The organism is Mucilaginibacter sp. P4_D1 (assembly GCF_056401935.1).
Genome location: NZ_JBFUIJ010000057.1, coordinates 1 through 22,703, shown reverse-complemented (window position 1 = coordinate 22,703; position 22,703 = coordinate 1). Strand labels below are relative to the sequence as shown.

The following is a 22,703-nucleotide window of genomic DNA, read 5'->3' as shown; positions in this document are numbered from 1 at the left end:
TTGTTCAAAAGCAACGTGTTTAAATACATTACCTTGAACTTATATTCCGGGGGATGAAACTATGATTGTTAAAAAGAAAGGAATACCGAATTTGATAATGAATACGGGTCAAAATGTTAACCACTATATAACATTCTAAAAATCAGTGTTTTACATTGTTAAAAACTACTCCACTTTCATGTTTTGTTTGTTTATTTGCAAAACATTGACTTAAATGACAACAAATTGGGACTAATTGGCAGGGGCAAACGCATCAAAATAGCTAATGGAATAAGCTTATGACGTCGGGAAAATATAAGCATCAAACGATAGCTTGTTTTTATTGGCACATCGTGGTTAAATGATCAATCTACCGAAGGGGCCTGTATTGGCCAACAACAGGCACAAATATTTGGATGCGCCTAAATTGCGCGATCATTTTAGTGTTAACCATGTTTAAATATAAAATATTGATTATCAAATATTTACGAATACTTTTTCTGAAATGTGTTAAGTTATGTTAACCCAATTTGATGCGTTTGACCTGGACTAATTGGCTGCCATAACGCGGAAAAGAAGGGACAAGCAATAAATCGGTTAAATTTAATTAACCGATCTTTTCATTCAGTTTCTGTTGGCGAATTGAACTGACATAGGTGGAAGGAGTGGTGTTATACTCATCCTTAAATGCTTTTGTAAAATATTTGGGCGAATTAAAGCCAACTTCGTAGCCAATCTGGCTGATTGTCATTTGGCTGGTCTCAAGCAAATACACCGCTTTTTTAAGTCTTATGGAACGGATAAAGTCAACAGGCGACTTACCCGTAAGCATTAAAACTTTCTTATAAAGCGATACCCGGCTCATATTCATCTTGCTGCTTAATTCCTTTACCGAAAGGCTTTCGTTTACTATATTCAATTCTATATATTCAACAATACACCTTAACAGTTTTTCATCTTCATTTTCTAAAGGAGTTTCCTGCAATTGCACATCCATCTGCTTTTTGTAGGTGCGTTTATAGGTATCCCGAAGGGTTAAGATATTTTTGATTTTTGAAAGCAGTATTTCAAAATTAAATGGTTTTGTCATGTAATCATTAGCGCCTATTTCCAGGCCCTTCAATTGCTCTTCCTCGCCTATTAATGCAGTTAACAAAATAATGGGAATGTGCGAGGTGCGTTTATCTTTCTTTATTTTTTTACACAACTCAATTCCTGTCATCTCAGGCATGCTAATATCACTTACAATAATATCCGGATGTTGCGATAGGGCTTTTTGCCAACCTTCCCTCCCGTTTGACGCTTCGATTAAAAAAAATAAATCTTTTAAATTATCTTTCAGGTAAAAGCGAAAGTCGTCGTTATCCTCAACTAAAAGAACTACCGGCTGTTTATTTGATCCCGGCTGTTTGACGATACTTTTATCTTCATTAGGAGTAATTTCGTTTGCGCTATCGTAATCAATGTCATCGTCTGATGGCAGGTCTTTATCCCGGCCGTTATAGATAACAAACGGCAGTTTAACGATAAAACAGCTGCCGTGATCAGGCTCACTCTCAACAGTTATTTCACCTCCGTGCATCTTCACAAACTCATGCGTAATTGCAAGGCCGATGCCGCTGCCCTGGTTGATCATCGAATCCGGAATGTCGTGCTGAAAAAAACGTTCGAAAATTTTACCTTGTTTTTCATGCGGAATACCAATACCGGTATCAATCACCTTAATTTCAAGCGGGGCGTCGCCGGTATCTCCATTTACATTAAGCAACAGGCTTACCTGACCGCCAGGCAGTGTAAATTTAAAGGCATTTGACAGCAGGTTAAACAATATCCTTTCTATCTTATCATGGTCAAAATCAGTAAACAATGAATCAACTGAGGTATCAAAAATAAAGTTAATCTCTTTCTGTTCGGCGATATCGGTAAATGAAAGGTATATCTCGTTGATGAACTTCACAATATCCCCCGGCTTGCTTTGCAACTTCAGCTCCTGAACTTCCATTTTCCTAAAATCAAGCAGCTGGTTTACCAGGTTCAACAATCGCCTGGCGTTTTTTTCTATCATGCCCAGTTGTTGTTTCTGTTCCTGATCAGCGCGGTTAAGCATCTTTTCGACCGGTGCCATAATCAGCGAAATCGGTGTCCTGAACTCGTGGCTTACGTTGGTCAAAAATTTGGTTTTCAGCTGATCAAGATCTTGCATTCGCTTAATCTCCTGCCGCTCCTGTTCAATTATCAATTTTGCTTCCTGTTTTTCTTTCTCTGCTATAAATTTTTCTTTCTCTGCTATGAATTGTCTCCTTATTTTTTGTATTCCGCGCCGGCGTATAAAAAAAAGCGTTCCGGTTATCAGCAATAGGTAAATAACATAAGCTAAAGTAGATTTCCAGAAGGGGGGTAATACTTTAATTTTTAATTTTATATAGCTGGGTTTCCATTTTCCCTCCCGGCCAATAGCCCTTACCTTAAAAGTATAATCGCCTCCGTCAAGGTTGGTGTAGGTAGCTTTCCGGGTAGCATTATTTGCTGTAAGCCACCCTTTATCAAAACCTTCCATCATATACTGATGCGTTATTTTATTGGGGTTAAAGAAATTTATAGCAGCAAATTCAATGGCGAACACATTTTCGCTATGGTTCAGCGTTATCTCCTGTGTGGCCGAAATGGCTTTAGATAATACAACATGGCCGTCAACTTCTTCATTGGCTGCTATACTTTTGTTGAATAGCTGAAAATCGGTAAAAATTAATTTAGGCTCATCGGTATTCGGATGTATACTCAATGGATCGAAAATATTAAAGCCGTGAGAGCCGCCAAATACCAATTCCCCTTTATTAGTTTTTAAGGCTGTAGATACGTTGAACTCTCTGCCCTGCAGGCCATCTGTTTCATCAAAGCTTTCAAATTGAAACTTATATGTGCCGTTACCGGGTGTCAATGTTATCCGGCCCAGTCCGTTTGATGTACTTAACCACATGGCCCCGCCCTTATCCTCTAATACCCTCGAAACCTGGTTGTCGGGCAGCCCGTCCTTTTTAGTCAGCGAGATAAAACGGTTTGTTTCGGGGTTCAGTATGCTTAGTCCATCCCTTGTCGCTATCCACATCAGGCCGCGGCTGTCCTGCGTAATATTATGGATGTCATCATGAATCAAACTGTTAGGGTCGTTTTTCTTTTTATTATAATGTATAACGCCACGCCCATTTTTTAATATTTTATCTACCCCAAAGTATCCTCCTACCCAGAGATTACCTTTGGTATCCTCAAAGAGTGCGGATATATAAGGCGACCTGATATCCGTTTGCTTAAAGGGAGACGAAAATATTTGTTTGTCCCTGTCAAATATTTGCAAACCTGCCGCAAAAGTGCCTATCCATAACCGGTTCGATGAATCTTCCAGGATATTCCATACCCGGTCGTCAGCAATGCTCGTGGGCACCTTGTCATCATGCTTATAATGAATAAATTTTCTCCCGTCAAAATGATCCAGCCCACCAAAATACGTACCTATCCATAGTTGCTGATCATGGTCGATATATAAGCTTACAATAATATCACTGCTGAGGCTGTTCGGGTTTCTCCGATCGTGTTTATACTGGGTAAACCTGCCTGTTTTGCGATCAAAATAAATTACACCGCCACCATTGGTCCCAATCCATAGGTTGCCCTTTTTATCTTCTGCAAATTTATTTATATCTTCAAAACTAAGACTCCGGGGATCTGAGGCAAAGTGTTTGTAGAGCGGGAACCTGATAATATTTTTATGATAATAGCTTACCCCCTCTCTAAGCGTACCGGCCCACATAATGCCAGTGTTGTCTTTGTAAAGCGATACAGTGTTCTGTCCCAATGATTTCGGATCATCTTCCCTATTTAATAAATAAGTAATTTTACCACTTTTTTTATCCAATAAGTTTACGCCGCCATGATCAGTGGAGATCCACATAAGGCCGTCGTCGGCCTGAATAATACTAATGATGATGTTGGATGTAAGCGGTGTCTCTGACGATTCTTTGGTGATGTACCGAAACCGGCCCGTACGGCGGCTGTAATAATAAACGCCGGAATCCATATTGGGGTTAAACATCCAGAGATCGCCTTCCTTATCGATAGTTACCGAATAGTTTCTGCCCTTATTATTAGCTGCTTTTTTAAAAATATCGGTATGGTACGTAATAGCATTTCGTTTTACATCAAATAGCTCTACCACGCCATCGTTATAAGCAAGCCATAAATTCCCGCTTGCATCCTGCTCCATATCTGTAACAGAATTTGAATATAATGATGGGTTGGAATTACGGTGATGATAATAACGCGTGGAAGTTTTTTTCAGCTCATTATACCTGTAAAGGCCGGAATCGGGACGCAAAAACCAGAAGTCGCCTTTGCCGTTGTGAAGTATCTTGGAAACTAACGGATACTCGGAAAGTTTGAAAGAATAGGCCACTGACGATACATCATTGTTAAACTGCTCCGTTTCTGGGTCATAAAAGGAATATCCGTTTGGGGTTGCTACCCATATTTTTTTGTCAGGCCCTTCAAAAATATTAGTTATGTAATCCTCCTTTATGGTGTTTTTATTATTTACGTCATGCTTAAATACTTTAAAAGTATAACCGTCGTAACGGTTAAGTCCCGAAGCTGTACCGAACCACATGAAGCCTTTGGGATCTTTAAATATGCAATTAACCTGGTTGTGAGACAGTCCGTTGCCCGTATTGAGCCTCGAAAACTGGTATTGACTGTTTTGCGCAAAATTATTCGTGTAAGCAAAAAACAATGCTGAAACGACAATATAAAGTTTTACACGCATTAAAATTTAGTTGAGATCTTCGAAATCGGGAACCCGGCCCTTGGCAAGCCGGTAGACTACCGTAGCATAAAAGTAAGATAAATTCGTAATTAACGAGATAAAAGTGTCAATTCCTTTATTTGATCAGCGGAAAATAAATAACCTACCTCTGGAGCAAACGAGTTGCCGATATTATGGTACGGACCATGCCCGAACTTACAGTAAAATAAAGCTTGTTACAGGTTGTCATTTAAAAAAAAGTGGTGAAACACTCTTATTTACAGTTTATTAAGTAATTAACACAGATTCTCTACACCATTTTATAAATTCTACTTCAGATAAGACAACTGTTTATACAAAACACCCACAGAACCCACGATTTTTTCTTAAAAATTAACATTTACATCCCTATTTTCTAACTTTTACATCCCATCGTTAGGTTATCTCTTCTGTAGTTTTACTACTCAATTAATAAACCTGGTACCAATTCAACTATTGCTCACTAAAACATGCCCGTTGTTCCAACGGCTGTATTATGTTGACTTTAATTGCATTGCTTTCATTAATTGTACTTCTCCTTTCTGAAAAACAAGATTTAACCAATTAAACAAATAAAGCGGTTCAGGCCCGTTTTATCCTATCGAAAAATGAAACTAATGTTAAACGCCGCCTTATGCGGAATGGCAACTGCCTTACCATTGATCTTTTTAATACCCCGTTGGCTAAAGGCAGTTATCAACATAACTGCCCACACCAATACCTATATAAACCTTAAAGGCAATGATAAATATATCCTCGTTTTACCTGGCTGTCTGACACTTTCACACGCAATTAACCAATTTATTAATAGCGRCAGATTTAAATATCGCCAACCTAACCATTTTTTTATGAAGAAAACTTTAAGTTATTTTTTATGCATTCTTGCAATCCCGGCATTGACAAGATGCACGAAGCCACAAATCGCTTCTCCGGATGTTAAACCGCTTGCTAAAACGAGTGCTAAGGCGTTCGCCGTCACCAGCTATCCGAATTACAACATTTCGCCGCTTGCACCTGACCAAACCGGGATGACCAGTACAGCAACTCAAATTGCTGCAAATATGACGTTAGGTATTAATATTGGCAACACCCTGGAAGCCCAATATAACGAAAACGCGTGGGGAAACCCCAATATTACCCAGGCACTCATTGACAGCTATAAACAAAAGGGGTTTAACGCCATAAGGATTCCTTGCAATTGGAATTGGTCACATGTACCGGATTCAACAACTGAAAAAATAGACCCGGCCTGGCTTGCCCGTGTGCAGCAGGTTGTGCAATACTGCGTTAACGATGGGATGTATGCGATATTAAATATACATTATGACGGCGGATGGTTGGAGAATAATTGCACAACCACCGCCCAGGCTGCAGTTAATGCCAAACAAAAGGCACTTTGGGAACAAATTGCAACACAAATGCGTGGTTTTGATCAACATCTGATTTTTGCCAGCGCGAACGAACCTAACTCCGCAACGGATAGCACAGGGATGAGAGTTCTACTTTCTTATCATCAAACTTTTATCAACGCGGTGAGGTCAACCGGCGGGCACAACAGTTACAGGACGCTGGTAATCCAGGGACCCAAAGGGGGAGATATGGTTTATACGAACAATCTCATGAACACAATGCCAACAGATCCGGCATCCAACCGTTTGATGGTGGAAATCCATAACTACAGTCCCTGGAACTTCTGTTTGATGGACGCGGACGCATCATGGGGTAACGCTTTTTATTATTGGGGCGCGGGATATCACACCACCTTCGATGTTGCGCACAATCCTTACTGGGGCGAGGAATCAACCCTTAGCGGATATTTCCAAACGATGAAGACAAAATTCGTTGACCATGGCATCCCGGTAATAATGGGCGAATTTGCAGTTATGGACCGAAATCTTGCGGGAGACTCCTTAAACTTCAATCTTGCTTCCAGGGCGTATTGGTATAATTTTTGTATGCACCAGGCATCGGCAAACGGCATACATCCATTTCTTTGGGACACCGGGTCTCTCATTAACAGATCGACTTACGCCGTAAAGGATCAACGGGATTTAGCGGCCCTTGTACAAGGGGCACAAACTGGCGCATCCCCCGCATTTCAGGTTGGCAGTGTGTATCAAATTATCAATAGGTATAGTTTTAAGCCTTTAGAGATCCAAGGTTGGGGAACTGCCAATGGAGCGCTCGCAGATCAATGGGAGTATGTAGCCGGGGCAAATCAGCAATTTAAAGTGCAAGCTGCGGCAAATGGCAGCTACCTGTTAACCCCTATGCACGTTAGCGGGAAGTGTTTGGAGGTATGGGGTTGGTCTGGCGCTAACGGCGGTGCCGTGGATATGTGGGCTTATACAGGCACAGGTGGAAATAATCAAAACTGGTTAATTCAGCCAACCTACGATGGATTCTATAAAATCATCAACATAAATAGCGAGAAAGCCCTGGAAGTTACTTTAGGGACTGATGCCGCAATTCCATTCAGAAATGGTAGCGCGGTTGACCAATCTGATTACTATGGGGGCAAAAATCAGCAATGGGGATTTGTGAAAATATAAGTTAGATACAAAGAAATCAATTAAATTATTTCACAATATTGCCAAAAATCTCTAATGCCTCTGTTTTAAATGAGGTGTTAGAGATTTTTCTTAATGTTAGGTATTGATGGCTTGAATGATTTCTGCTGGTCAGATAGCCGAATTTCGTACAAAAATTCTGCTTTATCCGTTGTGTTTTTAGCGAAAATCTGTACTAGGGGCATAAAAAAGCCCTTTTACTGCTGTAAAAAGGCTTTTTAGAAAGGGGGTAAATGATGGGGCTCGAACCCACGACCCTCGGTACCACAAACCGATGCTCTAACCAACTGAGCTACATCTACCGTTTGGAGAGTGCAAAAATAGAAATCTTCGGCCTATTTGCAAACTCTTTTTTAAAATTACATTCGTCTTACCTCATTTATTTAGAACGATTATTATTAATGGCTAAATTTGTATCTATGGCCGAGCAATTAATTGAACTGAACGTGACTGGGATGCATTGTAATAATTGCGCCATGTCTATCCATAAACTCCTCGAAAAAAAAGGGTTACATAATATACTGGTTGATTTTGCAGGTGAAGAAGTAAAATTCTCGACCGACGACGAGTCCAAACTGCCCGAAGTAATAAAAGGGATAGAAAATTTAGGATTTAAAGTAATTGACGATATAAACCTCCATTCGCCGGTATTTTATGAGCTGGTGGAGAACAAATTTATCTTCTGCGCCGTTTTTACTGCGCCGCTTTTACTCCATATGCTGTTGCCATGGCATTTTTTACATCAACCCATTGTGCAGTTACTTTTATGCCTCCCGGTTTTTATAGTCGGCTGCCTGCATTTTGGCAAAAGTGCCTGGAGCTCGGTAAAAGGCGGCGTGCCTAATATGGATATACTAATATTTATCGGTTCTACATCGGCATTTATATATAGTCTTGTTGGTACAATACAGGGGTTGGGAGCGCAATACCAGTTTTATGAAACCTGCGCTACCATTATAACATTGGTGTTACTGGGTAATGTTTTTGAGAAACGTTCGGTTACACAAACTACATCGGCAGTAAAGGATTTGATTAAATTTCAGCAGGTAAATGCCAACAGGATAGTTAACGGAAGTATTGAGGTAATCAGCGCTAAAGAGGTTCGCCCAGGCGATGCCCTGGTGGTAAATCAAGGGGATAAAGTACCCGTTGATGGCGAGATCCTCTCGGGCAATGCCTCCGTTGACGAAGCAATGCTTACCGGCGAAAGCATTCCCGTTGAGAAAGACAAATACGATAAAGTAATTGGCGGCACCATAGTAGTAAATGGTAACTTCCAAATGCTGGCCACCAAAGTTGGCTCTAATACCATCCTGTCGCAAATTATCGATTTGATGAAAAAGGCACAGGCCGCTAAACCACCGGTGCAAAAATTAGGAGATAAGGTAGCATCCATATTTGTGCCTGTAGTTATATTAATAGCACTTGTCACCTTTGTGTTTACCTATTTTGCTGCCGGTGTGGGCATGCAAAAATCATTGATGAACGCCATTGCTGTTTTGGTGATATCGTGCCCTTGCGCTATGGGATTGGCTACACCTACCGCAGTTATGGTAGGGTTAGGCCGTGCTGCTAAAAATGGCATCCTGATTAAGGGAGGCGATACCATTGAAGCTGTTGCAAATACTAAATACGTAGTTTTTGATAAAACAGGTACCCTGACAACAGGAAAATTCAGCATCAATGAGATTAAGGCAGAAGCGGGTGCCAACCTGGAATTAATTCGGGGAATAATAACAGCTATCGAAGAACGGTCAAACCACCCCATTGCCAAATCATTAGTGCAGGGGGTAAAAAAAATGCCTCAACAAAAAGTGATCTTAAAATCTGTTCAGGAAGAAAAAGGACTGGGAATGCGTGCCGAAGATGTGGATGGCAACCACTACTTTTTGGGTACAGCCAAACAAAATACGGAAGATCACTTTAACCTTTCATTATATAAAAATCAAAGCCTCCTGGCCCAGATTGCTATAGACGATGAAATTAAGCCCGAAACCGCTTTATTGATATCGAAACTTAAAAAGATGAACATTATCCCTGTACTTTTAAGCGGCGATAAACAAAACCGTTGCCTTAAAGTTGCCAGCCAGATAGGTATTACCGAAGTTCACTCCGAAAAGCTGCCCGACGAAAAGCTTAAGGTAATTGACATTTACAAGCAAAAAGGCAAAACCATTATGATTGGCGATGGCATTAACGATGCCCCTGCCCTTACCAAGGCAGATGTAGGCGTATCCATGAACGATGCAAGCCAGGTGGCCATCCAATCGGCCAGCGTGGTATTGTTAAATACCGATTTACATTCGGTTATTAAGTTTTTGCAGATTAGTAAACATACGCTGCTTACCATTAAGCAAAACCTATTTTGGGCGTTTGCCTACAATATTATAGCTATCCCCGTAGCTGCCTTCGGCTTTTTAAACCCGATGGTGGGTGCCTTTGCCATGGCTTTTTCTGATGTAGTTGTAATTGGTAATTCGTTGAGGTTGAAGGTGAAGAAGTTAAGCTAAGCCCCCCAGCCCCCTGATGGGGGAGTTTCTTGATTAACTTATACCCAGGCATTCCGCCATTGTTCCCCCTTCAGGGGGTTAGGGGGCTTATGGGCTTTGTAGGCAATTACTATATTTGCACAATGATCGAGATATTTACAGACGGTGCATCAAGCGGTAACCCAGGGCCAGGCGGGTATGGGGTGATATTGCGTTCGGGGCAGCATTATAAGGAGTTATCCGAGGGTTTCCGTAAAACTACCAATAACCGTATGGAGCTGATGGCTGTTATTAAGGGCCTTGAGGCGTTAAAAACACCCAACCAGCAAGTTATGATTTTCTCCGACTCTAAATATGTAATTGATTCTATCGAAAAGCGCTGGGTTAATGGCTGGGTTGCCAAAGGCTTTGCGGGCAAAAAAAACAAGGACCTTTGGATGCGCTATTTAAATGTAAGCAAACTACACCAGGTAAAATTCACATGGGTACGCGGGCACAATGGCCACCCCGAAAATGAACGTTGCGACCAGCTGGCCGTAGCCGCCGGGAAGCGCGCGCCGCTGCTTATCGACTCTGTTTTTGAGGTTGAGAATGCAAAGGCAGGATCGATTTAATAATTTTCACGTCTGTTTCAGTCTCACTACTCGATACTTGCTACTTGATACTGAATTTACCTTCCTGCCAGTTCAATCACCTGCAAATCCTGGATCTTGTCGCCGTCGATATTAAAGCGCATGAGGGTGCGTACTTTGTGCCAGCCTTGTTTGCCGGCCGCGCCGGGGTTTAGATGCAGCAGGTGCAGCTTTTTATCGGGTATCACTTTTAAAATGTGCGAATGGCCGGTGATGAACAGTTTGGGTGGGTTACTATAAATCTCAGTCTTGATATGCTGGCTGTACCGCTCCGGATATCCGCCGATATGCGTCATCCATACATCTACCCCCTCGCAGTTAAAGCGTAGGTTTTCGGGGTAAACAATCCGTACATCTTTCCCATCAATATTACCATAAACACCTTTGAGCGGCTTAAAAGCTGCCAGTTGATCGGCCAATTCGATGGTACCAAAATCGCCCGCGTGCCAAATCTCGTCGCAGTTTTCGAAGTGTTTAAAAACAGCTTCATCGAGGTAGCTGTGGGTATCGGATATCAGGCCAATGCGGGTCATGGGGTAAAGATAGTTTTAAAGAGGCAAGAGTCAAGAATCAAGAGTTAAGACAAAAAAACTCGTTCGCTCACGCGGGCTTTCAACCATAGGTGTATCATGGTTTCAGCTTTCAGTTGAATTATGTAAGCTGGGAGTTTACATAATGGTTAACCACGAGGTACGCTGAGCTAAACTCGCGGAAGCCGCCTGCAAAACTCAATACCTACTTTATAATTTTACCGGTTAACGGATGCCGCAAAACCGGCACCTTACCATTTATCTTTTTATAAAATCCATCAATATATACACCCTGGCCGAAAGCACAACCCCAATTTATGTCCGTGTGCTGGGTAACGCTTATTCCATTGGATTTGAACCTGAATGTTATACGGCAACTGCGGTCCCATTCATTCCCCTTAAAAACGGCTTTATTATCTAAGTAAGCTAAGGTATCTATAAGTGTACCGGAGTTATAACCGGGTGCCCCCATGTTAACACCCAACACTATCACGATTTTATTTTTTGACAATGCCTTAATGTGGATATCCCCCCAACGGCCATAGGTATCTTCATCTACTTTTTTTGATTTGCTGATCAATTTATAAGTTCCCGTTGGGCTTATATAAGCAGCGGGACAATAGTCAATTCCGGCTAAAAAGAGTAAGACAAAGATTAACAACTTATTCATCTGTAAAATTAAAATATCGTCAGAAAATCTCTCAGTAAAGCCTGGTAAGCCGCGCTGTACACTTTTGGTGCGTCATATATCACCAGCCAATCTTCCTCGAGTTCCGTGGGGTGTAGGCCGAACGCTAAAATCTCCCGGTGCGCTTCATCTTCCTTAAAGGATTGAATACTGATTTTACTTTGCAAATGCAGTCCGTTGTGTAAGGCTAGCTGTTTTACCAATATGCCTGTATCCGGAGGTAACACCAGCCAGCAAACCCCATTTGCGGTAAGGTGGATGGAAACAGATTGGATCAATTCTTCAAAAAATCCTTCCCCCGCATGTTTAGCCTGGTTCTTTTTAGCGCCCGGCGATAACAGGGAATTAATGTAAAATGGCGGATTGGAAACAATCAGGTCATATTTGCTACCGGGATGTCCCTCAAAAAATTCTTTAAACCCTGAAGGATAAACCATGAGCCTATCCGCGAATGGCGAGCTTTTAAAATTCCTGCCCGCAGTCTTCGCCGCACTTTCATCAATCTCCACTGCGTCAATTTGAGCATCACCAAAACGCTGGGCCAGCATCAATGCAATTACCCCTGTTCCGGTACCGATATCCAATACAGATTTTGGGGCGTCAGCCATTGTCAATGCGCCCAACAAAACACCATCGGTGTTTATTTTCATGGCACAACCGCCTTGGTCAACACTGAATTGTTTGAAGTGGAACATGAATGCGAAAGTAAGGCAAAATTGTTAATTACCGGAGGTATCAAGCAACCGGCTCTTTAGTATATTATAATCAAAAGGCTGGTATTTAAGATTGTTAATCACGCCATTTTTCACCAATATATAGTGCGGAATACCGTTGATCTGGAACTGGCTGGTTAATTGATTCCATTCATCAGTGCTCACCCGGTAATGCTCTCCTTTTATATTTGGTATCATGCCGTTGTAAGTGCCTACCGGCGATGTTTGATTGGTGATGTAAACAAAAACGATGTTCTTATCATCCTTCAATTCGGCTTTTAAGGGAGCAATTTCTTTAATTGCCTGCAAACACGGACCGCACCAGGTTGCCCAAAAATCAACATAAATGGTTTTGCCTTTGTATTTGTTGATGATGGACGAAAAAATGCTATCGGCAGGTAATTGAGGTATTTCATGCTTTGCATAACCTGTTTGTTTTTTATTAGCCTCAATTTTGTTGGCAATACTTGTATTATAACCCTTCAGTAATGAAAAAACATACGGGTTTGTAAAGTGCGTACGCATAGCTGCAAGCTGTAGCGGCGAAAGCGGCACAAAACTGGCTTCTATTTTACTTGTGGTATCCTGCGCGTCCATCAGTTGAAGATCAAAACTCATGTCGGCGTCTATCATTCCCTTTAACACATTTGTACGGATCATTTTTTGCTCATCGCCTTTTAGCTGTATGATGCGGTCTTGTTTTGCATCTGCCAGCATTATATCCAGGAATGCGGCGTCGGGCTCCGATATTTTAGTTTTTTTAGACCGCGCTACATAATCCAAAATGTATTGACGTTGGGCTGCTGATACTTCTTCATTATTCTTCAAATTGTTGCAAAAAAATGCATAATCGACCGAAACTATCGCCAGCGGATCGTTAAAATTAACATCCTTAAAAAAAGAATAATAGGCTTTTTCGAGCTTTACCGGCGGCAATTGGCTGCGTTTGTTTTGCGGGTTGATGTTATTTACTTGCCGGTAAGCTTCCCATTTTTCGGCGTTATATTGAAATAAAAACTGGGTTAAGGCATAGGTAATACCCAGCCGCGCCAGGTTATATGCCTGCGTAGTCATTCCATTTTGTAACCGGTAATTATTTAACCCCCCCAGCCGCTCCTGGCGCAGATTGATGTAATAGGCTTTGTATTGTGCGGGAGTAAGATCCAGCACATCTTTTCTAACTTTAAGCCAGTCAATACCCAATAAAATAAACTGTGTGCGATATAAGTCGTTATTCAGGATGGCATTATCCCCCATAAAACTGGCAGTTACCGCACTGCCCGATACATCAAACTTTTGGAATACCGTTTTACCGGCTTCAAAGCATATAGCGGCGTATGAAAAAGGAAAATGCACGTAACATTGCTTTGTATAATTCACAGGGAAACTTACTTTAAAGCTTCCATCGTCCGCTATTTTTACAAGGTAATTTTCCTGTCCCCCTGTAACCGCGTTATTAACAAATACTTGCCCGGTGTTAAATCCCATCCGGGGCGAGTAGCCTTTTATATAACCTGCGTATTCGGTCATGCCGGTTTTGTAAACGTTTGCCAGGGTAAAAACGTTTTTGTTATCGGCTACTTTGGTTTTGCCGGCAGTCGCGTTGTTAAATAACGCTACAGCCGATTTTTTCCCAATAATATATAGCCGGCCATTGTCACCTGTTTTCAGCGTTAAACTGAGCTTTTGGTCGCCATCTTTTAAGCCAATCAACATAGTTTTACCCTGCCGGTTTACAGATGTATAATTCCATAACCTGCTGTTGTACGCAAGCTTGCTGTTGTAAACACCCAACTCCCATTGTTTGCTACCGTCTGTTTTAAACCAATCGCCTGCAATATCTCCCGGGATTGATATTCCCGGCAGTTCAATATCCCAAATATTGAAACACTGCTGCCGGCAATCTGGTTCGGCAATATCTATCTTTTTTGTATGGATATTTACAGGTGGAAAATTACAGGTAAATGCAATTTTGCCCCCTTTTATCAGGGTACTTTTACCTAACTGAAGACTATCGACAGCTCTGATCTTCAATTTTTGATTGCCGCTAACCAGATAAAGACCCGATGGCATCCTAAACCAGGTGTCCGACTGATAATCGGTTTTAAAACTAACCAGTGTCGCCGTATCACTAATGGTTACCCTACTGATACTTAGTCCCTGGGCGTTGTTGGCAAAAAAGGAAGGGTTATTAATTATGCGTTGAGCCGAAGCATTAAAAATAAAAAGAATTAAACAGGCAAATAAGGTTGGTTTTTTCATTGTGGTAACAGGCGTATCAAATATAGGCTAATATTTGACTGATAATACGGGCTACGGATTAATGATATCCTGTAATATATTTTCAATATTTGTTTAGTGCCCTTTAAACCAATTAAAATGAATTAGAACCAAAACCACCCGGCATTGTTGTAAAATAAAAATTACAACTATGAAAAATCCATTTGTAAAACAAGACCATACATTTTTGATAGCTTCAATAGCCGTTGGCGCGCTTGCTGCCGGTGCTGTAGCTTATTTATTTTTGACGGATGACGGAGTAGATAACCGCAAAAAACTGGAGCGCAGCATCAAAAAGAGCTTTAAAAAAGCTGCCGCCGATGTGGCAGAACAAAAAACTAAAATCTCGAAAAAAGCAGCTAAAGTGGTAGCCGACCATATGGCGAATTAATATTTACCATGTCATTGTGAGGAACGAAGCAATCGCGAACCGTGCATATTCACCGTGCATCCTTGAGATTGCTTCGTTCCTGATAATGACATATAGAGTTGAATTGTAAATACTATATCACCGAACAAATCAGCTCCGCCAAACTGTTCACCTCCACAAAATCATCATCGCCGATGGCCTGCATATTCATGTGCGAATCTGAGCTGATCAATTTTTTAATCAGTCCGCTGCTTTTTAGCCGGTCGATGCCGTTGTTGATGAACAGCCCGTGGGTGGTTATCACGTAAATATCGCCTGCGCCGGCATTTTTGTAGGTTTGGGCAGCGTTGATGATGCTGCCGCCGGAGCGGATCATGTCGTCATAAATTATAACGGTTTTGCCGGCTACATCTGCATTGATAGCGCTTACTTCGGTATGATCGCCTTTTAGCCGGCGCTTCAGGATGAAAGCGGCGTTTACGCCCATGTCGTTAGCCAGTGATTCTACCCATTTGGCCCTGCCTGCATCGGTGCTGGCCATTACAAAACTATCGCCGCCGTATTTGAGGGCCGCTTTTATCACCAGATCTTTGCAATAAACATGCACCGGGTACAGGTCATGCTCAAAATAGTATTGGATGCCTTCGGAGTGCAGATCGAACAAAACCACTTTGTTGCCCCGGTTTGATTTAGGGATGGCCGATATGAGCCTCGCACGGGTTTTGGCGGTTACAATTTCGCCGCTCAGCACTGCACGTTCCATCGTGGAGTAGCCGAAGTAAGGGATCACCAGGGTTAATGAGTTAGCACCATAGCTCACTAATGACGATGCCAGGTCATAAAGTTCCAGCGTGGCCTCGTCTGTAACTGTGCCGCCAATCAGGATGATGTCGCGGTTTTCAATTTGCGACAGGATGCGCTGGTAGCGCTCGCCGTCGGTAAAGGTGCTTACCTCTATTTGCCCTTTTTCAAACGTTCCGCAGGCCATTACCTTTTGGGCTAGGTATTCATAATCTTTTATAGCGAACAGTAACTTTTTCATGCTGATTTCAATTGGCATTTACATTTGCCTTTACCTGCTCAAAACTAATAGTATTTATCAATTCCCCGTTATCAAAAACAGTTTGCAGCAGGTCTTCTGCTCCGGGTTCGTCGTCCTCGTTAACAGTTTTGAACTTTCCATCAATTTTAACCAGCTTTAACCGGCCGCCTTTGCTCTTTTTAAAGCTTGGGGTGATGTTGCCATCAGCGTCCATTTCAGTCGGACTTTTCTCTACCCTAACTTCCTGCCCGTTCACGATGGCGCTGCTGCATTTCAGGGCAAACTTTTGGGTATCACGGTCAACCTTTTGCAGTAAAGCGCCGCCCATGCCCAATACCAGGTTTTCGGCACTGATGCCGTTATCTTTCAAGGCCTTGTAAATATTACCTATCTCGGTATAATTTACGCCATCGCCCTGTATTACCCTCACTTGTGGCGGCAGTACTTTGTAACCTTTGGCATTGGTGATAAAACCAAATTTATCAAACAGGATATTAAAAATCTCCAACAAAGTCATTACCGGGTCGCCGCTATCGGGGCGGATCACGAGGGTGCCGTCGCGGTTCAGGATTTCGTCGCGTAGCTCCGTTCCCCAATATTCGCTACAGGCCTTAAAAATATTGTAGCTGTCAGATACGCAGGCAATAATACCGGTGGGGAAAGTTCTGAGCACATGCCTGAAAACTTCCAGCTCTCCTTCCCTACCCAGCAAAGTACAAATACTATGTTCCGTAGCCGGGATGCTCAGGCCGTACACCTTTTGGGCATTATAATAATTAATGGCCATTACAGAACCTGCAAGGTTATCGCTGCCGTTAAAATTGAGCAAATGCGCCGCCCCGCCGATTTTTGCACTCTCCACACTGCTTACGCCCCGGAAACCAAAATCGTTCAAAACAAAGTCTATACCGGCCTCTGCGCCGTGTGTGGCTGTTTCCTCGTAATATTGGGTCACCACTTTTTTAATCTGGTTGCTCAGGGTTGCAACGGTGCAGGGGTACCAAACCTGCATCAGCAGGGTTTCTAAAAAATTGGTAAGCCAATAGCATTCCGGGTCGGTGTTTTCGATGGTCATCAGGGCGTTGCCGGTTAGTACGACTGTACCTTCGGCTACGGCTTTTATCCTTACGGGTAGTTTGCCATCGTATTTATCCAGTATGTATTGAAATTTGCTTTTATCAAATACATCATCGCGGCCAAAAACCTGTTTTAAAAAGCCGTCTGCCTCGTCCAGGTCCTGTTGGGTAAATGCCGGGCCCTGCAGGTATTCTTTCAAAAAGTATTGCAGACCGAAAAAGATGGTCTCATCAAACATCCCTCCCCTGCTTTCCAGGTAGCTGTAAATTTGAGTGGTACCGGGGTAGTATAATTTATGGTGGGCGTACTTGTAGGCATCGGCCAGCAGTACTAAGTTTTCGCGTTTCATGGTGTTAGTTATTAAGGTATTTAACGATAATGAGCTTTAACATTTTGGCATGCTCATCGTTTATCAAATCGTTGCTTATCATTTGAGTAAGGTCTGCAATTTTAAACCATGCCACATCAACAATATCGTCGTTAGCCACGGGTTCGCCCGCTATGTGATCACAGCTGAACAGCAAGGTAATAATTTTATCAGCTTCATTGCGGTAACGCCAGTCGTTTACGCGGTGGCTGGTTTCGTAAGTCATGTTGCTTATTTCTACGTTTCCACATTCTTCGCTTAGCTCGCGTTTGGCGGCGGCTTCGTAGCTTTCGTCTTCCGGATCAGCAAAGCCGCCTATAAAACGCCATTTAGGGCTATTGGCTTTTTTGCCTAACAACAGTTCGGTTTTATTGTTCCTGAACATGGCTACATCAACAGTTGGGTATACTTTGGTGTATTGGTTGTAGTAGGCATACAGGATACCGGCGCGAAAATCGTTGGAATCAAAAACCTTGTCGGCATATTGCTTGCGTAGTTCGGTTGCATTGTAATCGCCATGGGCGGGCAGCTCAACCGTTTCAAAATGCCCTTTATAGTAAGGGATAAAGCTATCCCTGCTGCCAAACAACGTGAAGTTGCCATTGGGGAACACACTTTTGAGCAAGCCATCCAGGTTATCTGACCATACCTTGTCGCTCGGGTGATCGCTTACCGGCAGCACGATCACATCCGGGTATTCGCGTTTGATCATTTTTTCGCGGGTGTGGTAATCATAAGGATTTTTTCGGCTGCCCATTATCGGGCTTACGCCTAACAGGATAATCAATTTGGCGTGATCGGTACTTACAGTGTCGATCAGGTTTTTATGCCCCTCGTGCAGGTAGGGTGTTTGGAAACGGGCAATAATTACGGCTATTTTCATCTTATTTGCGTTAATTATACGCAAATATAAATATGCGTTTTAAATACGCAAATTTTTTTTGATTTTTTTTCAGTAGAGACGCATAATTGCGTCTCCCGCGTTTAGGTAAACGCCCTGAAATGAACTAGTTGATTAAGTATAAGAATTTCCATTAATGACCAGCACAGGAGATTTGCATGGTTGATTTGCATGCGGGAGACGCAATTATGCGTCTCTACGGAAAAATTAAATCTCGAAATTGATACCTTCTTTTTGAAGCTGGAAATACTTGTCCTGGTTAAAGCGGAACAGATTACCCGGCCGGCCGGCGCCTGCAAGTGCTTGTTTTTCATCGGTTTCTTCGAGAAAACCAAATTTACTAACCTTCTTTTTAAAATTCCGGCGATCTATACTCCTATCCAAAACGGCCATGTATAGTTTTTCCAGTTCGGAGAAGGGGAAGCGTTCTTCCAGCAGCTCAAAGCCTACAGGCTGGTAAAGAATTTTATTTTTAAGACGATCATGTGCCGCGCTGATAATAGCCTGATGGTCAAATGCCAGCTGCGGGATCTTTTTGATGTTAAACCAGGCAACTTCGGCGGCATCGGTGGCGGCTTCAATTTCGAATGCATCCGGCTTTACCAGACCGTAGTAGGTAATGGAGATCACCCTGTTACGCGGATCGCGACCGGGCTGGCCAAAGCTGTATAACTGTTCGAGGTAGCTGATACTTATACCTGTTTCTTCCTTCAGTTCACGTTGTACGGCATCCTCCAATGATTCGTCATTACCAACCAATCCACCAGGTAATGCCCAGGTATCTTTAAAGGGATTGATGTTGCGTTTGATGAGCAGTACGGATAACCCTTCTTTTGAAGTGTATCCAAATACTACTGCATCTACCGCTACTTTAATATCCTGGTTGGTGGGCATATGCAAAGGTATTAATATGCGGAAAGTTTACGCAAATTATAATTTCTGAACTCGGATTAAGCAGAGTTCAGACAAAAGCGTTAGGGATCGGCGCGGATACCGGCCTGTGGATAAGGCCCGTGCAGTATGAGCAGAGCCGGGCCGCAGGCAACGCCAGGGAAAAGAATCAATATATTAGAGTCAGAAATCAAGATAGCTGCATTGGTTTTAAGTCCGAAAGTCTTTTGTCCGAAAGTCAGAAAGTAAAATCTTGACACTTGATACTTCCACTCATGGCGTAGAAACACACCCCTGCTACCGCGCAATCCAGCCCGCCCCCTCTCGAGAGGGGAATTTTGAAAAAATCTTGATACTTACTACTTGATACTTACTACTACACCTCATACAATTCCAGTGGCAAGCCATCCGGATCATTAAAGAATGTAAACCGTTTACCGGTGAATTCATCCACACGAATAGGCTCTGCCTCTACCCCTTGTTCGTTGAGGTGAAATACGGCTTCGTCAAGGGCATCTACCTCAAAAGCTAAGTGGCGCAGACCAGCGGCTTCGGGGCGGGATGGACGGGGCGCCGGGTTGGGGAACGAAAAAAGCTCGATCTGGTAGCGGTTGCCCACTTCCAGATCAAGCTTGTATGATTGGCGTACCTCGCGGTAAACCTCGCGCACTATTTTTAAACCAAGTATCTCGCTGTAAAAATGCTTCGATTTTTCATAGTCGCTGCAAATAATGGCGATGTGGTGTACCTGGTTAAGTTTCAGCATTATTTATTCGCCTAAAATGGAGTGCAATACGTTGCTGTGAACCATTTTTACGTCGGTAACGTGGCCAAACAGTTCTTCGTCTATATTCAGGAAACCGTTGTTTACGGTACCCAACAGGCTAAACTCTGTTTCGCTGGTGGCCATAAACTCTACAAAGCGTTCCTGCTCTTCGGGGGCGACGGTTACCACTATACGGCCCTGTGCCTCACCAAAAAGGAAGGCATCCTTGCGGATAGCAGCGTCTGTTTCAATATCAAAGCCCAGGCCGTTTGGCATGGCGGCTTCTAACAAACAGGTGTATAAACCACCATCGGCCACATCATGGCAGCTTTCCAGCACGCGGTGTTTAATCAATTCTTTTATGGTCTGCTGTGTGGCATACTCTTTTTCGATATCGAAATACGGGGCCGGGCAGGCGGTAATTTTATGCCATGAGGCCAGGTATTGCGATGACGCAATGTCGTTAACCGATTCACCTATCAGGTAAATCAGGTCGCCGGGTTGTTTAAAATCAGCGGTCATGATGTTTTCGGTATCTTCCATTACACCCAGCATACCAATAGTTGGCGTTGGGAATACAGAGCCACCATCGGCCGACTGGTTATAGAAGCTCACGTTACCCCCGGTAACCGGGGTTTCAAACTTGCGGCAGGCATCGCCCATACCTTTAATGGCGCTTACAAATTGCCAGTAAACTTCGGGATTGTAAGGGTTACCAAAGTTTAAGCAGTTGGTAATGGCAACAGGCTCGCCACCGGCGCAGGTAATGTTACGGGCTGCTTCGGCAACGGCAATGGCAGTACCGGTGTAAGGGTCGGCATACACGTAGCGCGAATTACAGTCGGTAGTTAATACAATGGCTTTGTTGGTATCCTTAACGGCAACCACGGCTGCATCGCAGGCCAGGTTGGCTGTCATGGTTTGTACGCCTACCATGCTATCGTACTGATCGGTTACCCAACGTTTTGATGCTAAGTTGGGGTGGGCAAATAAATGTTCAGCAACTTCTACCAAATTGGCAGGCTCGGCAACATCATCTATATTAAATTTCTTATTCTCGGCAAAGTAAGCAGGCTCGCGGTATTCGCGTTCGTAAACCGGGGCCCCACCGCCTAACACTAAATCGTCGGCAGGTACATCGGCAACCTTTTCGCCATGCATGTAATATTCTAAGCGTTGGGTATCGGTAACCTCGCCAATAATAGCGCAGTTAAGGTCCCATTTATCAAATACAGCTTCTACCTCTTTTTCGCGGCCTTTGTGTACCACAATAAGCATACGTTCCTGCGATTCAGATAACAAGATCTCGTAAGGTTTCATGTTGGCCTGGCGGGTTGGCACCAAATCCAGGTCGATACGCATCCCGTGCTCGCCTTTGGCGCTCATTTCCGAGTTGGAACAAATGATACCGGCAGCGCCCATATCCTGCATACCTACTACGGCACCGGTTTTTATAACTTCTAAAGTAGCCTCTAACAACAGTTTTTCCTGGAACGGGTCGCCTACCTGTACGGCAGGTAAATCGTTCACCGAATCTTTGCTGATATCTTTAGACGCGAAAGCCGCGCCATGGATACCATCTTTACCTGTAGCCGAACCAACGATGTAAACCGGGTTACCCACGCCGTATGATGTTGCCGAAACGGTTTCGCCCGCCTTAACAATACCTGCCGACATGGCGTTTACTAAAGGATTCACATTATAGCAGTCGTCAAAAAACAACTCGCCGCCTACGGTTGGGATGCCAAAGGCATTACCGTAATGGCTGATGCCTTTTACTACACCTTTAACCAGCCACTGGGTTTTCTCCAGCTTAAGATCGCCAAAGCGCAGGGAATTTAGCTGGGCAATGGGCCTTGCGCCCATGGTAAATATATCGCGGTTAATGCCGCCCACACCTGTTGCAGCACCCTGGTATGGTTCAAGGGCTGATGGGTGGTTATGTGATTCTATTTTAAAGGCGCAGCCAATGCCGTCGCCCAAATCAACAAGGCCTGCATTTTCTTCACCTGCTTTGGCCAGCATACGGTCGCTGTCCTTTGGTAAAGTTTTTAGCCAGGTTATGGAGTTTTTGTATGAGCAGTGTTCGCTCCACATTACCGCGAAAATAGATAGCTCGGTAAAGTTGGGCACGCGCCCTAATATCTCTTTAATACGTTCAAATTCTTCGGGTAGTAAGCCTAAATCTTTGGCGGTTTCAACGGTGGTTAATTCCTGGTGCTCCAAGGTAATATTGTTTTATTTGAAAGGATGCGCAAAATTAGGAAAAAAGGTGGAAAGGCGAAAGGTAAAAGATAGTATCAGCAGGGCTGACGCATTAGAAATTTTTATTAGCGATAAGCGTTAACAGAAATTTATGGTTCCAACCAGCCATTTTTCGTTTGGCCTTCAGGCTGGCCTTGCTGGTTTTATCAGCTTTCAGAATATTTAAGGCTATTTTTCTGACGACTGCCAGGTTTTGAGCGGCCTGCCTGTTGCGTGTGGTATTGTGGTCTTCGCCAAAACCAACATCCAGTTGCCAGTGCAACTGATTTTCTATCCCCCAATGTGCGCGATTTTCTATCCCCCAATGTGCGC

General features: G+C 43.2%; 16 protein-coding genes and 1 tRNA gene. 4 read left to right on the top strand and 13 right to left on the bottom strand.

The window, feature by feature from the left end:
• Window positions 1–586: 586 nt before the first annotated feature.
• Window positions 587–4,792, bottom strand: a complete 4,206-nt coding sequence (locus AC1DV1_RS28105; RefSeq protein WP_477366941.1) for a hybrid sensor histidine kinase/response regulator transcription factor — start codon at window positions 4,790–4,792, stop codon at window positions 587–589.
• A gap of 866 nt (window positions 4,793–5,658) precedes the next feature.
• Here AC1DV1_RS28105 and AC1DV1_RS28100 point away from each other — a divergent pair.
• Window positions 5,659–7,362 (top strand): cellulase family glycosylhydrolase, encoded by a 1,704-nt coding sequence (locus AC1DV1_RS28100; RefSeq protein ID WP_477366938.1) that lies wholly within the window; start codon window positions 5,659–5,661, stop codon window positions 7,360–7,362.
• A gap of 246 nt (window positions 7,363–7,608) precedes the next feature.
• Here AC1DV1_RS28100 and AC1DV1_RS28095 read toward each other — a convergent pair.
• Window positions 7,609–7,682: transfer RNA gene (locus tag AC1DV1_RS28095), tRNA-His, on the bottom strand.
• A gap of 99 nt (window positions 7,683–7,781) precedes the next feature.
• Here AC1DV1_RS28095 and AC1DV1_RS28090 point away from each other — a divergent pair.
• Window positions 7,782–9,890, top strand: coding sequence for a heavy metal translocating P-type ATPase (locus AC1DV1_RS28090; RefSeq protein WP_477366934.1), 2,109 nt, complete (start codon window positions 7,782–7,784; stop codon window positions 9,888–9,890).
• 122 nt (window positions 9,891–10,012) lie between these two features.
• On the top strand, window positions 10,013–10,483 hold the full coding sequence (gene rnhA, locus AC1DV1_RS28085; RefSeq protein WP_477366931.1) for a ribonuclease HI: 471 nt from the start codon (window positions 10,013–10,015) through the stop codon (window positions 10,481–10,483).
• A 56-nt stretch (window positions 10,484–10,539) separates the two neighbouring features.
• Here rnhA and AC1DV1_RS28080 read toward each other — a convergent pair whose 3' ends face one another.
• The 4 genes from AC1DV1_RS28080 to AC1DV1_RS28065 all read right to left on the bottom strand — a co-directional run bounded on the left by AC1DV1_RS28080 (window position 10,540) and on the right by AC1DV1_RS28065 (window position 14,694).
• Complete coding sequence (locus AC1DV1_RS28080; protein WP_477366928.1) at window positions 10,540–11,034, bottom strand: metallophosphoesterase family protein; 495 nt, start codon at window positions 11,032–11,034, stop codon at window positions 10,540–10,542.
• A gap of 202 nt (window positions 11,035–11,236) precedes the next feature.
• Window positions 11,237–11,701, bottom strand: a complete 465-nt coding sequence (locus tag AC1DV1_RS28075; protein ID WP_477366925.1) for a hypothetical protein — start codon at window positions 11,699–11,701, stop codon at window positions 11,237–11,239.
• Between the two features lie 8 nt (window positions 11,702–11,709).
• Window positions 11,710–12,414, bottom strand: coding sequence for a tRNA1(Val) (adenine(37)-N6)-methyltransferase (locus AC1DV1_RS28070; protein ID WP_477366922.1), 705 nt, complete (start codon window positions 12,412–12,414; stop codon window positions 11,710–11,712).
• Between the two features lie 24 nt (window positions 12,415–12,438).
• Window positions 12,439–14,694, bottom strand: coding sequence for a TlpA family protein disulfide reductase (locus tag AC1DV1_RS28065; RefSeq protein ID WP_477366919.1), 2,256 nt, complete (start codon window positions 14,692–14,694; stop codon window positions 12,439–12,441).
• 169 nt (window positions 14,695–14,863) lie between these two features.
• Here AC1DV1_RS28065 and AC1DV1_RS28060 point away from each other — a divergent pair, with 169 nt between their 5' ends.
• Window positions 14,864–15,103 (top strand): hypothetical protein, encoded by a 240-nt coding sequence (locus AC1DV1_RS28060; RefSeq protein ID WP_477366916.1) that lies wholly within the window; start codon window positions 14,864–14,866, stop codon window positions 15,101–15,103.
• Between the two features lie 112 nt (window positions 15,104–15,215).
• On the opposite strand, the gene AC1DV1_RS28055 is transcribed toward AC1DV1_RS28060, so the two are convergent.
• The 7 genes from AC1DV1_RS28055 to AC1DV1_RS28025 all read right to left on the bottom strand — a co-directional run.
• Window positions 15,216–16,124, bottom strand: a complete 909-nt coding sequence (locus tag AC1DV1_RS28055) for a ribose-phosphate diphosphokinase (RefSeq protein WP_477366913.1) — start codon at window positions 16,122–16,124, stop codon at window positions 15,216–15,218.
• 7 nt (window positions 16,125–16,131) lie between these two features.
• Window positions 16,132–17,550 (bottom strand): nicotinate phosphoribosyltransferase, encoded by a 1,419-nt coding sequence (locus AC1DV1_RS28050; RefSeq protein ID WP_477366910.1) that lies wholly within the window; start codon window positions 17,548–17,550, stop codon window positions 16,132–16,134.
• Window positions 17,551–17,554: 4 nt separating this feature from the next.
• Window positions 17,555–18,451 carry an NUDIX domain-containing protein gene (locus AC1DV1_RS28045; protein WP_477366907.1) on the bottom strand — a complete coding sequence of 299 codons (897 nt, stop codon included), beginning with the start codon at window positions 18,449–18,451 and terminating at the stop codon, window positions 17,555–17,557.
• A gap of 225 nt (window positions 18,452–18,676) precedes the next feature.
• On the bottom strand, window positions 18,677–19,363 hold the full coding sequence (locus AC1DV1_RS28040; RefSeq protein WP_477366904.1) for an NUDIX hydrolase: 687 nt from the start codon (window positions 19,361–19,363) through the stop codon (window positions 18,677–18,679).
• Between the two features lie 373 nt (window positions 19,364–19,736).
• Window positions 19,737–20,126: an SMU1112c/YaeR family gloxylase I-like metalloprotein gene (gloA2, locus tag AC1DV1_RS28035; RefSeq protein ID WP_477366901.1), complete on the bottom strand. Its 390-nt coding sequence runs from the start codon at window positions 20,124–20,126 to the stop codon at window positions 19,737–19,739.
• 3 nt (window positions 20,127–20,129) lie between these two features.
• The gene (gene purL, locus AC1DV1_RS28030) at window positions 20,130–22,352 is read right to left on the bottom strand and encodes a phosphoribosylformylglycinamidine synthase subunit PurL (protein ID WP_477366898.1); all 2,223 of its coding nucleotides are present in this window, start codon (window positions 22,350–22,352) and stop codon (window positions 20,130–20,132) included.
• Between the two features lie 91 nt (window positions 22,353–22,443).
• Window positions 22,444–22,703, bottom strand: a 260-nt coding sequence (locus AC1DV1_RS28025) for a transposase (protein WP_477366895.1), incomplete at its 5' end; no start/stop codon positions are given.

Bases quoted from the DNA above. Each gene is read 5' to 3' on its own strand.
- rnhA (WP_477366931.1), top strand. From the start codon at position 10,013: ATGATCGAGATATTTACAGACGGTGCATCAAGCGGTAACCCAGGGCCA.
- AC1DV1_RS28100 (WP_477366938.1), top strand. From the start codon at position 5,659: ATGAAGAAAACTTTAAGTTATTTTTTATGCATTCTTGCAATCCCGGCA.
- AC1DV1_RS28090 (WP_477366934.1), top strand. From the start codon at position 7,782: ATGGCTAAATTTGTATCTATGGCCGAGCAATTAATTGAACTGAACGTG.
- gloA2 (WP_477366901.1), bottom strand. From the start codon at position 20,126: ATGCTGAAACTTAACCAGGTACACCACATCGCCATTATTTGCAGCGAC.
- AC1DV1_RS28040 (WP_477366904.1), bottom strand. From the start codon at position 19,363: ATGCCCACCAACCAGGATATTAAAGTAGCGGTAGATGCAGTAGTATTT.
- AC1DV1_RS28080 (WP_477366928.1), bottom strand. From the start codon at position 11,034: ATGACCCGCATTGGCCTGATATCCGATACCCACAGCTACCTCGATGAA.
- AC1DV1_RS28060 (WP_477366916.1), top strand. From the start codon at position 14,864: ATGAAAAATCCATTTGTAAAACAAGACCATACATTTTTGATAGCTTCA.
- AC1DV1_RS28075 (WP_477366925.1), bottom strand. From the start codon at position 11,701: ATGAATAAGTTGTTAATCTTTGTCTTACTCTTTTTAGCCGGAATTGAC.
- AC1DV1_RS28050 (WP_477366910.1), bottom strand. From the start codon at position 17,550: ATGAAACGCGAAAACTTAGTACTGCTGGCCGATGCCTACAAGTACGCC.
- AC1DV1_RS28055 (WP_477366913.1), bottom strand. From the start codon at position 16,124: ATGAAAAAGTTACTGTTCGCTATAAAAGATTATGAATACCTAGCCCAA.
- AC1DV1_RS28070 (WP_477366922.1), bottom strand. From the start codon at position 12,414: ATGTTCCACTTCAAACAATTCAGTGTTGACCAAGGCGGTTGTGCCATG.
- AC1DV1_RS28045 (WP_477366907.1), bottom strand. From the start codon at position 18,451: ATGAAAATAGCCGTAATTATTGCCCGTTTCCAAACACCCTACCTGCAC.
- AC1DV1_RS28065 (WP_477366919.1), bottom strand. From the start codon at position 14,694: ATGAAAAAACCAACCTTATTTGCCTGTTTAATTCTTTTTATTTTTAAT.
- AC1DV1_RS28105 (WP_477366941.1), bottom strand. From the start codon at position 4,792: ATGCGTGTAAAACTTTATATTGTCGTTTCAGCATTGTTTTTTGCTTAC.